The following is an 11,946-nucleotide window of genomic DNA, read 5'->3' on the forward strand; positions in this document are numbered from 1 at the left end:
GTAAACTCAACTAAAAAACCACAGCCAGAGCTGTGGTTTTTTTATGATGCTATAAGATATAAAAACGTAGTTACCCCGTTTTATTAATTCGCTCTAAAAAGTCTATCACATTATCATCCTTTTTCTTCACAGCAGTCTCTTTAATACCCTCTAGATTCTTAATAAAATAAGATACAGAGAGTCCAGTCACACGCTTAAAGTGTGTAGAAAATGATTTTACGTTAGAAAAACCTATCTCCTCTGCAATGGCGGCAACAGTATATGAACGTAGTTTGTGAGAAGCATACAGCTCCTTAAGCACATAATTAACACGTAAATCACTTAGGTAGGTAGAAAAATTATCAGATTTTTCTACATTAATGTATTTAGAAAGATAGGAGGCGTTTGTTCCTATTTGTGCAGCAAGGCTCTTAAGCGTCACATTATGAGAGGTAAAAAGGGCCTTTTTCTCAAAACGGTCTAGACCTTCTTGTATCTTTTCTAGCTGCGCTGGCTTTATGTGTGATAAAGGGCCGTCTTGCTCAGCTTTTACAACAGCTAAGGTTGCTTTGGCTTCCTTTACAGGGTTTGTTTCTTGTACAACCCACTCACTATATATGGCGCGCAAGTTTTCAAAACGTCGTTTTAAAATACGTCGCTTTCTATATTGAATAAGCGCATAAAATAGGGCAAGTAACCCTAGGCTTATAAAAAAAATAAGACCAATCGTGCGCTGTTTTTTATCACCCTCAAGACTTTGTATGACTGCTTCTTTTTCTGAGAGTAATTGAGGAATCGTGTAAGATGCCACAATACCATCACCTATGGTTTTACTAAGTGATCCATAATCCTCTTCATAGGTTATCATTTTATTGAGGTACTCAATTTGTTTTGTGCTATTACCCGTGTTTTTGTAGTGTGTAAGGAGATAATCGTAGGTGGTTTTAAGTTCTTGAAAGAAATAATCTGCACCACCAGACTCGTGTAAACTATCAGTCTTAAGAAACGCCGCGAGCGCCTCTTCCGGTTGCTGTAGTCCTTTGTGAGCTATGCCTTTTAGTGCATATGAATGTGAAAGTTCATCATCATCTGCATCTAGATTTTGAACCAAATATTGATTAGTAAACTTTAATCCCTCTTTAAAATTATGTGATTTAATATAAATGCCTGCTTGTAAACCAAGGCTTCTAGTCAAATAATAACTGTCATTTTCTTGCGTGCCAAAAGTTTTTACTTTGTTGGCATATTTTAAAGCGCTATCTAGAACATTTTGTTTGAAGTGTACCAGAGCAAGAGAATACTGAACATCAGCCAAAGCTGAATTGTAGTAAATATCGCTGCCATAAGGATGTATTTTTTTTATATTATCATATTGATATGCTTTTTCAACTTTTTCTAATAGAGCTTTTCCTTCTGACAATTTACCACTATCAGCAAGTAGCATACCTATTATATTCATAAGAAGAAACTTATTTGATAGGTTTTGAGATTCTTCAGATACCTCATATGCTATTTCTGCAGCGCTATAAGCTAGATCAATATCATCTTCATTGAAGTAAAAGATTGCTTTTTCGAGCAATAATCGCTCGTATAAATCAGATAACTGATTCTCTTTTGTGTAATCAATAGTATAATCTATGATTTCGATATCAAATCCTCTAAAAGTACTTAAGCTACTGTAAAACTTAGCAAAATCTGGTTTTAGTCCTTCTTGTTGAGCTTTTACAATAAGTGACTTTGCATATAACTCTATGGTAAGTGAATCTACATCTGCAGGTGGCTCAACTGCAAATCTAAAAAACCGTTTTCTAAGTATTGAGTAATCTATATAGGCTATAGTGTCTGGTACTTTTTGATCTGTGATATAGGGTAGGTCTTGGCTGGATACCAAAGCTGGTAAGCAAAGAAGTAATGTAAAGAAATATAAGGAGTAAACCTTCATAAGGGAAACTAACTAATAGCCGACAAAAATAGAGATTACATTTTAAATTTTACGAAATTTCTTACGGTTTTAGAATGTAGCCTATCCTTTTAGCCACCTTTTGATCATACAAAACTTATATATTGCAAAGCGTGAGTGCGCTTTCGCGAAAGCATACTAAAAAACAAATATTAATTAACCAGCTTTATTCACACGGTCAGTAAGGTTGATAACGCCGTCCTTCTCCTCATTAGAAAAGCTGTCTCGCTCACTAGAAAGATTTTTTATAAAATAGGAGACCGAAAGCCCAGTGACACGTTTAAAGTGTGTTGAAAATGATTTTACGTTAGAAAAGCCTACCTCCTCTGCTATAGCGGCGACCGTGTAAGATTTTAATTTTGGATTGTTATAAAGCTCTTTGAGGACATAATTAATTCTCAAATCATTTAAGTAAGTAGAAAAATTCTCAGATTTTTCAACATTAATATATTTCGAAAGGTAAGAAGCGTTTGTCCCTATTTGTTTGGCTAGGCTCTTGAGTGTCACGTTATGAGATGTAAAAAGAGCCTTTTTCTCAAAACTGTCTAAGCCTTCTTGTATCTTTTCAAGCTGGGGTGGTTTAATATGTGATAATGCGCCTTCCATATGATCTTGCACAACAGGCAGTGTGACTGCAGTAGCTTCTTCTGGCATTTCCTCAGTGGTTATGCGTTCACTATAAGTATCTCTTAAGTTTATAAAACGTTGCTTTAACTTGAGTCGTCTTCTATACTGGTAAATCGCAAAGGTTACCGCTAGCACTCCCAATATTACAAATAGAATTAAACCAATGCTTCTGCTTTCTTTTTCTTGTTCTAATGTCTTTATCGCGTTTTCTTTTTCTGACAGCAACACTGGCAACGTGTAAGACGCTATTATCTCATCACCTATATTCTGGCTAAGTTTACCATACTCCTCTTCATAAGCAATCATCTTGTTGAGATATTCAATTTGTCTAGTTACATCTCCTGTCTGTTTATAATGATTGTGTAGATACTCATAAGTAACTTTTAAATCTGAAAAGAAATAATCTGATCCTGCAATATCACGTAAACTATCGGCTGTGAGAAATGAAGTTAGAGCCTTCTCTGGTTGTTGTAAGCCCCTATAAGCGATGCCTTGTAGTGTATAGGAGTGAGAAAACTCGTTATTATTTCGGTTAATAGAAAGGTCTAGATATTCGTTGGTTAATTTCAAACCTTCTGTATAGTTTTCTTTTCTTATTAAAATACCACCTTTTAAGCCTAAATACGCGCTAAGATATTCTTTACTACCAGAGATATCTGCATACTCCTTTACTTTGTTAATATATTCAGAAGCTTTTTTATATTTTTTAAGTTTAAAATATGTTAAAGCCAGACCATACTGTATTTCTGTAAGAGCCTCCTTAATATATTGATCAGTGTTAAACTTAAATATTTCATTAATTACATCAGTATGATATAACTCTTCAAGTTCCAAATACATTTTAATAGCATCATTAAATTTACCACTGTGTTCTAGCAATACTCCCATAATATTTTTTGTAGTATATGCTATAACTGGATTATTAAAATGTTGATTCTTATCGTAAGCCTCTTGAGCTAAACTATAAGCTTCTTCTAAATTAGATTCTATTCGTATAAAATAAAGAGCTTTACTTATTAAAGCCTCAATGTAAAACTCGTCAAGATTATGTGTTGTGGTATACCCTATTACATAATCAATGGTAGGTAAACTATTCTCTCGGTAATTACTTAGTGTAATATAAAATTTAGAGACTTCTAGATGGTCATTTTTTCCTGTTGCTTTGATTATTAAATCTTTGCCATAAAGCTCTAGTAATAGTGTATCAACAACCTGTGTATCATTATGTATTAGTGCAAAGAATTTTTTCCTTACTGTTTGATAATCTTGTAGGCGTATAGAGTCTGGGACTTTATTATCAATTAAGAAGGGTAAATCTTGAGCATTACCAGAAATAGTTACCACAGAAAAAAATAAAAAGAGGAGGAAAACGCGCTTCTTCATAAATAGCAAGTAAAAGTCAAAAATATACATTCATTAATAAACAAACGAAATTTCTTACTTAATTCATAATACTCATAACATCTTATAGTTTACACTTAAAACTTAAAGTAAGTGTATGTCGTACCGCTGTTTTATGCCATTATTTTAGCAGGTTTTTTGACTTCAAATGTCTATTTGAAATACATTATGCTCTTTTTAGTTTAAATGAACTAAACAACGACCAAACCATTGTTTTTCAGAATACTACAATTTCGGTAAAAAGATAAATATAGACGGTATATTTATAAATATACCTATACCCTAGTTGATTGGTATGGTATAAAACAAGACCTTTAAATCATTAATGTCGTTTAAGGACAATCAAAAAATGGACAAGTACCTGATGTTATTTACTAGTACTATGGAATAATAGTAAATTAAGGTACTATCACAATTCTAATAATCGGTGTTTATCAACTCGTTTTTATACTACATATTAGGGGTTTGCAACTGAAACAAGTTATATGAAGGGGTCTAACAGTTAATCAAATGTTGCCTTCAAATCTATTACAGATTGACATCGATTTATTAGAATTATTGTAAGTATTACGCTCGCAATACTTCTCTCAAAACTACTCTTCTTCTTACTAGAAAATAACATCTTCATAAACCTCATTCCTACTTCTTAAGGAAAGGAATAAAATTCTATTCAAAAAATTCACCCCAGATATTACAAAAAAATGACAATAGCTCTTGTCAATTCTAATTGAAAGAATATTCCTACTCTTTTAAATATTTTAAGACTCATAATTAGTATTTGAACGATAAAAGTTTAAAAATTCTTATATTAGCAACGCCCTTAAACTACTTAATAATGCAAACATCTTATGATTTATCTGATATAGAAGCTATTGCAGATAAAATCGTCACTACCGTCCGAAGCAACGTATTGCTTTTTTATGGAGAGATGGGTTCTGGTAAAACAACACTTATTAAAGCCATTGCAAAAAAACTTGGTGTGACAGACCCCATAAGTAGCCCCACTTTTTCAATTGTTAATGAATATGTCACAGGTAATGACCAGCTCATTTACCACTTTGACTTTTATAGAATCACAAATCAAGAAGAAGCGCTTGATATGGGATTTGAAGAATATATATATAATGGTGACTGGATATTTATTGAGTGGCCTGATAATATTTCAAAATTTTTACCAAAAGACGCTGATATTATCAAGTTAGAGAAGCAAAACGCTAGTAAAAGAGTAATATCAATAAATTAATTATGTTAAAATTATGTTAATGTGATTTAACAAAAATGTAGGTATTTTCTGATAACTGGATTTTACCTATTGATAAAAAACATAACATAAAACTTTTAATCGAAAAATAAGATTTTAATAGACAACCCCTAACAAGTGTAAAATGTTGTTTTCGCGTATTTTTTTTTTCAAAAAGGGCGCGAATATACAAAAAAAAGCAATTGGTTATAATTTGAGAGAATAGAGTGATGTTTGTGTCAACAAATCATTAATACTCAAAACACTCTAAATTATGAAAATTAAAGCTTTACTATTAGGCCTGCTTATCGCGGGAGCAACAGCATTAACGTACACTGCAATGACAGAAAATGCAGAACAAGCAATCGATAAAAGAGCAATTAAAGTACCACCAAGGGGATAAAAGAAAAATTTTATCTGTAGGTACACTTATTGCCTTATGTGTAGTGCTATCGCCTATACTTTTTTATGCATATCAAGGATTCCCAAATGTAAAAACTTGGGAGTCCTTTTTGTTTGGTACGATACACAGTAATTATTACGAAAGTATTCACACCTTAGCTTGGGTAGTTTTTAGCAAAGTTGTTCCCTTTATGTTATTATTAATCTGGTTTTTCACCTGTAAACACTGGTGGTATCATTCTATTTTAGTGCCAATAGCGATGTATGTTTTCCAGATTTACACTACAATTCAAGATGATTTACAATTTGCAGATACTGATGAATTTTATATTATCATACCTCTTATAGCCATTGTCGCAGCTATAACGTATACGATAAGAACAAAAATCTTTGATCGTTTATATGGTGTAAATCTAGACCAAGAGCTCAAACGTGTGCATTGGAATGGTAAAATTGTTACCATACCTGCAGACTCTCCTTTAGATTTGCAACAAATTGATGATGAAAATGACGAAATCATAGAAGAAGAGGAAGAAGAAGATGATGTTTTTTGAACTTCTCTTATGTTATAAAAACCACTCATTAGTTTAGATAATAAACATACTTACTCTAACATCATTATATCTTATTTTACGCTTCCGCGAAAGTAGCCACTCTCCTATTAAACCTAAGTAATCTATTATATATAGTATCCAGAAGATAGGTTTATAAGCTATCAAATTCAACCCCATAAAAAAACTCCCTACAGCCGTAGGGAGTTTTTTTATAGTACAACGTGATGGGTTACTATCGCTTCAACGTAAAGTGCCCATTAACCGTTCTCTGTGTCCCTAAGTCATCTACCTCTGTAAACTCTACTCTAAACCAGTAGTCGTTACTCGGCATCGGTTGGCCATTAAAGGTACCGTCCCATCCTGGGCTAGTAGGGCTTAGTTGTTTTAAGAGCTTCCCGTATCTATCAAAGATAAAAATCTTCGCATTCAGGTTAGGATCCACCCCCAGCCCTATAATATTCCACGTATCGTGAAAACCATCTGCATTAGGTGTAAAGAAACGTGGGTAATCGATGATCCCTATCTCAAACTCAGAGATCGAACAGTTACCACTTGCTAGTCTTCCAAAAATGGTATGCGTCCCCGGAGTCACATTTGTAAAAGTTGTACTACTCTGGAACGGGCCATCATCTAGTGCAAACTCATACTCAGAGGTAGGATCTACCCCTGTGATATTTATCACTTCTACCGTGTACAATCCGCTACTGTTAAAAGAAGGTTCTAGTACAATCGCCTCAAACACCGGCGCGCTCTCTGCCGTATATACCGCCTCTGCTAGGTAATCACACTCCGTACCATCCACATACGTAGCTGTGACCAGCACCTGGTAGGTTCCTGCAGCATCTACAGTCACCACAGGATCTAGTGATATCAATGCACCATCTAGTGTCCACGCATAACTGTAGCTCACCCCAACCTGAGGATCTTCTACCGTACCATCTATCGTAAATGGATCAAGCGCTTCACCCGTAATCTCATCCACACAAATCTGTCCACCCTCATTGCTAAGGTCTGTATATGGTAGTGGTTGTACAAAAATCTCAAAGTCTACCACCATCGTACTCTCACAGTTGCTAGCTGTATTAACGGCTCTAGCATAAATAGTCTGTGGGTTACTCGTATTCACATAAGCACTAGGCGTGTCTATTGCATTAATCATTGCCTCTGCATCTGCAAGGCTGGTATAGTAGGTTACAGAGGTTGCAGTCACACCTCCAGTAATCATCGCATTCTGCTGCGTAAGGTCAAAGGTGGCCTCATCTTGGTTAGGTGCAACATTAATCCCAAGATCATCGGCACACTGTACCATATTATCTGCTGGAGATACCTCTGGACGACTCTCTACCGTAAATATGATGCTTGTAAAGTTCACACAGCCTGTGGTGTTATCTTCAATACGCACAAAAAGCTCCTCACCATCTGCCACTGTATATGGCGAACTTAGTGCTGCAGTGTTTGCCTCTGCCTGCACTAGTAACTGGTGATAGCTTATCGTAAAATCACTCGTTATCTGTGGCGCTGCAAGAATCCCTATCTCATCTGCTAGGGTGGTAAGATCCACACTTCCCATTGTATCATCTCCATCAAATTCTTCACAGAAGGTATAATCAATAGGTCCCACTTCTGCTAAGACAGGTAGCGGATTTACAATCACCTCAAAAGGCACAATCACATAACATAAGTTTCCGTCGCTGTCTAAGTCATCATCTCCTGGCACATTACGTTCCACACGTGCATAGAGTGTTTGGTTACCAGANTCTGTGGCGCTGCAAGAATCCCTATCTCATCTGCTAGGGTGGTAAGATCCACACTTCCCATTGTATCATCTCCATCAAATTCTTCACAGAAGGTATAATCAATAGGTCCCGCTTCTGCCAAGACAGGTAGCGGATTTACAATCACCTCAAAAGGCACAATCACATAACATAAGTTTCCGTCGCTGTCTAAGTCATCATCTCCTGGCACATTACGTTCCACACGTGCATAGAGTGTTTGGTTACCAGATGTGGTATTGATAAAGTTAGTGACATCTGCCACTGCAAGTGTTGGGTCGTCTGGGTTCGCTTCCGCGAAAGCGAGATCTGTATACACTAAGATATCTACAGGCTCCCCTCCACCTATCTGAGCAATCACACCCGTAAGATCAAAGCTCTCAAAACCATCGGTATCTNACCATTGCAAGCGTTGGGTCGTCTGGGTTCGCTTCCGCGAAAGCGAGATCTGTATACACTAAGATATCTACAGGCTCCCCTCCACCTATCTGAGCAATCACACCCGTAAGATCAAAGCTCTCAAAACCATCGGTATCTGAACCAGAACCAGCGTCAATCACCCCATCGCCATCGGTATCAATATCTGTCGTGGCATCACATACCTCCACGGCATCTGGCATTGTGTTAGGCGTAGGTAATGGTAACACCTCAATGTCAAAAGTAGTCTGGTCGGTACATCCTGCTGCGCTAGAGACTACTGCCTGTATCGTCTGTGGGTTCTGAATGTTTGTATAAGCCGTAGGGTCTGCAATAGGCGTATCACTCANCGAACCAGAGCCAGCGTCAATCACCCCATCGCCATCAGTATCAATATCTGTCGTGGCATCACATACCTCCACGGCATCTGGCATTGTGTTAGGCGTAGGTAGTGGTAACACCTCAATGTCAAAAGTAGTCTGGTCGGTACATCCTGCTGCGCTAGAGACTACTGCCTGTATCGTCTGTGGGTTCTGAATGTTTGTATAAGCCGTAGGGTCTGCAATAGGCGTATCACTCATCTGGTCTGCAAGACTCGCATAATAGGTCACAGATAATAATGGATCACCACCGGTAAGACTTGCCTCATTAACGGTAAGGTCAAACACATTAAAAGTATCTGCATCATCATCACAAACCATTAGGTCTAGATCATCATTGGCTGGGTTTGCCGTAGGTGGGCTTTCTACAGAAATTTCAAAAGAGCTCACTGCAGCACACATATTTGGGCTACCATCATTTACTTGTAAACGTACCCAGATTACCTCAAGTGGTGCTACCTGTGTTGCGTTATAGTTAGCTGGATCTAAAATTGGGTTGTTACCCGTTTCTGCATCTGCCAGGGTGTTGTGATACGTGATGACAAGCGTGGTTGCATCTTGTGTCCCTATGATGGCAACCTCGTTTTGAGTAAGGTCTATGATTTCCATCAGGTTATTATCATCATCACACTCAGTAAGTGTTTCAAGGGCTGCAGGAATCTCTGGGATAGGATATACCACAAGCTCAAATTCATAAATCTTAGTACAAGCCGTTGCCGTAGCAGGGTTGGTGTCTTGTGCTACCACATACAGTGAGGTCATCCCTGTGATATTGTTATAAGGAACGGTAATATCTATCTGCCCTGCTCCTGTGTCTGCCGTGGCATTATCTAGGGTTTCATAAAAACGTAGGGTGATATCTGTAAGCGTTGCTAATAAGTCATCATTATACTGTTGCAAGTCAAAGGCTCCAAAACCATCATTGTCTTCATCACAGGCTATAGCCTCTGGTAAAGGTTCTCCAATGACAGGTAGCGGATTTACCTGTAGGTCTACCGTGGTCTCTGCACCACACATTCCTGCATCACTACTACTTACTAAGATAAAAAGCGTCTGCGGACTACTACCATCATTGATATATGCCTCTGGTGTGGCAATAGCATTTGCAATACCAGCATCGAGGTCTGCTTGCGACTCATAGTAGGTCACGGTAAGGGTTGGATCTCCACCGGTAATACCTGCATCAAGACTGGTAAGGTCAAAAGTGGTAATCCCATCATCATCGGTTCCTACAAGGGCACCCGCACTATCACAGGCTTCAAAAAGCCCTGGTGGGGTGATGGTAGGAATCATTGCAATGTTTAGATTAAAAGTACCTACAACAGTACAACCTGTTGCGGTGTCTTCTAGACGTACCCACAGCTGGGTAGCTGGTGCACTGGCAAGGTAGTTTACAGGATCTGCAATAGGCATATCTGCCGCACTGCCTACCATTGCTTCTGCACTGGCAAGCGTCTCGTGGTACGTAAGAGTTATAGCTGCAGGGGTTTGTGTCCCGTAAATCACGGCATCATTTTGTGTAAGGTCAAACAGCGCTTGCCCATCCCCATCATCATCACACTCAGTTAGGTCTGGGATGGTGGTAGGTAGTACCGGTGCAGGTTGCACGATAAGTTCTAACTCCACGATACGGTAACACTCAGTGCTGGTAGCTGGGTCTGTATCTGTAGCTCTTACATAGATAGTTCTTGATACGGTCTGGTAGGCTGCTGGGTTTGCAATGGCTGGTGTGCCTAGCTCTGCAGCGGCAATTGTCTCGTGGAAGGTAAGTCCCACAAAGGCCTCGCCATTTATAATATCTGTCGTTACCTGGCCGGTAAGATCAAAAATAGCATCCCCATCATTATCTGGGTCGCCATCATTTGCCATTGTATCACATTCCTCTACCGGTGCTATGGTGGTAGGTGATGGTAATGGATTTACCACTAAGGTTAAGGTGATGGTCTCATAACAAGACGTTACAATATCTTCTACACGTACAAAGATGGTTTGGTTTGCCATCACCACATTCTGATACATATCTGCAAGTGCTGGTGTACCGGCATCTGCATCTGCTTGGGTGAGGTGATAGCTTACACTCCAGTCATCATTACCACCAGTAATCTCATCGTCACGACTACGTAAATCAAAGCTTGCAAACTCATCGGTATCACTACCGCTTTCTATATCATCACAGAGCTCGTATTCGGCAGGTTGGATAGGAGTTGGTAATGGGTTTACAATAAGTTCTAAAGGAGCAATATTACTACAGAAAGTCATTGTAGTGGTCATCTGTGCAGTATCGGTTACTAGGGCATAAACGGTAGCGGTATTACTCGTATAAGCGTTAGGAGTTGCAATGGCAGGAGTACCAGCTTCCGCGGAAGCGAGTGAAGAAAACCACTCCACTGTATGCATTGTAGGGTCTAAGCCGCCTAGAATATTAGCTTCTTGTGTACTTAAATCAAATAGCTGAAGCCCATCGGTATCGTCATCACACAAGGCGTATGGAAGCGCATCTTGGTTAGGCATCGGGGTGTTGAGCACACGCAGGGTAAGCGGTGTGGTGCTGTAGCAACCGGCATCGTTAAAAACACGGGCATACACAATTTGCTCAAAAGGCTCATTGTTGATATACATCATATTATCGAGCTCCTGACCTACCGGTGCATTATCTGCATCTGCCTGAGTGAGGTAATAGGCTACGGTAAGGGTTGGGTCACCACCGGTGATTTCGGCGTCTCGAGAGGAGAGCACGAAGAAGTCAAAAACACCGTCGTTATCATCATCACACTCCTCATAATCTGCAGGGGTTACGAGTACCGGCACTGGGAAGCTGCGCACACTAAGGTTGACCGTTGCATAACAAGCCGTGGTATTATCGGTCACACGAGCCACTACAATCTGAGGATTGGTGGTCATTGTAAACATTGTTTTGTCTGGGATACTTGCATCACCAGCATCGGCACCAGCCTGGTCTAGGTGGTAGGTGATGGTAAGGTTTGCATCAAAACCACCCGTGATTTCAATATCTTTTGAAGAGAGGTCTACCGTGGTAAGGCCGTCTATCACACCATCATCATCACAAACTTGAAGTTCGGTAGGTGTGGTGAGTACAGGATTCTGGTTTACGATGAGCTCAAAGTTCATCGCAAGGTTGACAAAATCAAACGTAGTACAGCCTGTAGTAGCATCCTCTAGACTGTAGTAAATGGTCTGAGGGTTGCTACTGTTT

At 38.9% G+C, this 11,946-nt stretch carries 6 protein-coding genes; 3 read left to right on the top strand and 3 right to left on the bottom strand.

The genetic code is table 11. The features are described 5' to 3' along the window. Positions 1-70: 70 nt before the first annotated feature. Both ACFO5T_RS00800 and ACFO5T_RS00805 read right to left on the bottom strand, forming a co-directional pair. Complete coding sequence (locus tag ACFO5T_RS00800) at positions 71-1,870, bottom strand: helix-turn-helix domain-containing protein (RefSeq protein WP_380031227.1); 1,800 nt, start codon at positions 1,868-1,870, stop codon at positions 71-73. Positions 1,871-2,095: 225 nt separating this feature from the next. Next, positions 2,096-3,949 carry a helix-turn-helix domain-containing protein gene (locus ACFO5T_RS00805; RefSeq protein WP_380031229.1) on the bottom strand — a complete coding sequence of 618 codons (1,854 nt, stop codon included), beginning with the start codon at positions 3,947-3,949 and terminating at the stop codon, positions 2,096-2,098. A gap of 853 nt (positions 3,950-4,802) precedes the next feature. On the opposite strand from ACFO5T_RS00805, the gene tsaE reads away from it, so the two are divergent. From tsaE to ACFO5T_RS00820, 3 genes are all read left to right on the top strand, one after another. Beyond that, positions 4,803-5,210, top strand: a complete 408-nt coding sequence (gene tsaE / locus ACFO5T_RS00810; RefSeq protein ID WP_380031231.1) for a tRNA (adenosine(37)-N6)-threonylcarbamoyltransferase complex ATPase subunit type 1 TsaE — start codon at positions 4,803-4,805, stop codon at positions 5,208-5,210. Between the two features lie 271 nt (positions 5,211-5,481). Beyond that, complete coding sequence (locus ACFO5T_RS00815; RefSeq protein ID WP_380031233.1) at positions 5,482-5,610, top strand: hypothetical protein; 129 nt, start codon at positions 5,482-5,484, stop codon at positions 5,608-5,610. A 190-nt stretch (positions 5,611-5,800) separates the two neighbouring features. After that, the gene (locus ACFO5T_RS00820) at positions 5,801-6,163 is read left to right on the top strand and encodes a hypothetical protein (protein WP_380031235.1); all 363 of its coding nucleotides are present in this window, start codon (positions 5,801-5,803) and stop codon (positions 6,161-6,163) included. 232 nt (positions 6,164-6,395) lie between these two features. Here the strand turns inward: ACFO5T_RS00820 and ACFO5T_RS00825 are convergent, their stop codons facing one another. After that, on the bottom strand, positions 6,396-7,892 hold the full coding sequence (locus ACFO5T_RS00825) for a T9SS type B sorting domain-containing protein (RefSeq protein WP_380031237.1): 1,497 nt from the start codon (positions 7,890-7,892) through the stop codon (positions 6,396-6,398). Positions 7,893-11,946: the final 4,054 nt, after the last annotated feature.

This window comes from Dokdonia genika (assembly GCF_042652845.1).
Lineage (GTDB): Bacteria > Bacteroidota > Bacteroidia > Flavobacteriales > Flavobacteriaceae > Dokdonia > Dokdonia donghaensis.

Bases quoted from the DNA above. Each gene is read 5' to 3' on its own strand.
- ACFO5T_RS00820 (WP_380031235.1), top strand. From the start codon at position 5,801: ATGTTATTATTAATCTGGTTTTTCACCTGTAAACACTGGTGGTATCAT.
- ACFO5T_RS00805 (WP_380031229.1), bottom strand. From the start codon at position 3,949: ATGAAGAAGCGCGTTTTCCTCCTCTTTTTATTTTTTTCTGTGGTAACT.
- ACFO5T_RS00815 (WP_380031233.1), top strand. From the start codon at position 5,482: ATGAAAATTAAAGCTTTACTATTAGGCCTGCTTATCGCGGGAGCAACA.
- tsaE (WP_380031231.1), top strand. From the start codon at position 4,803: ATGCAAACATCTTATGATTTATCTGATATAGAAGCTATTGCAGATAAA.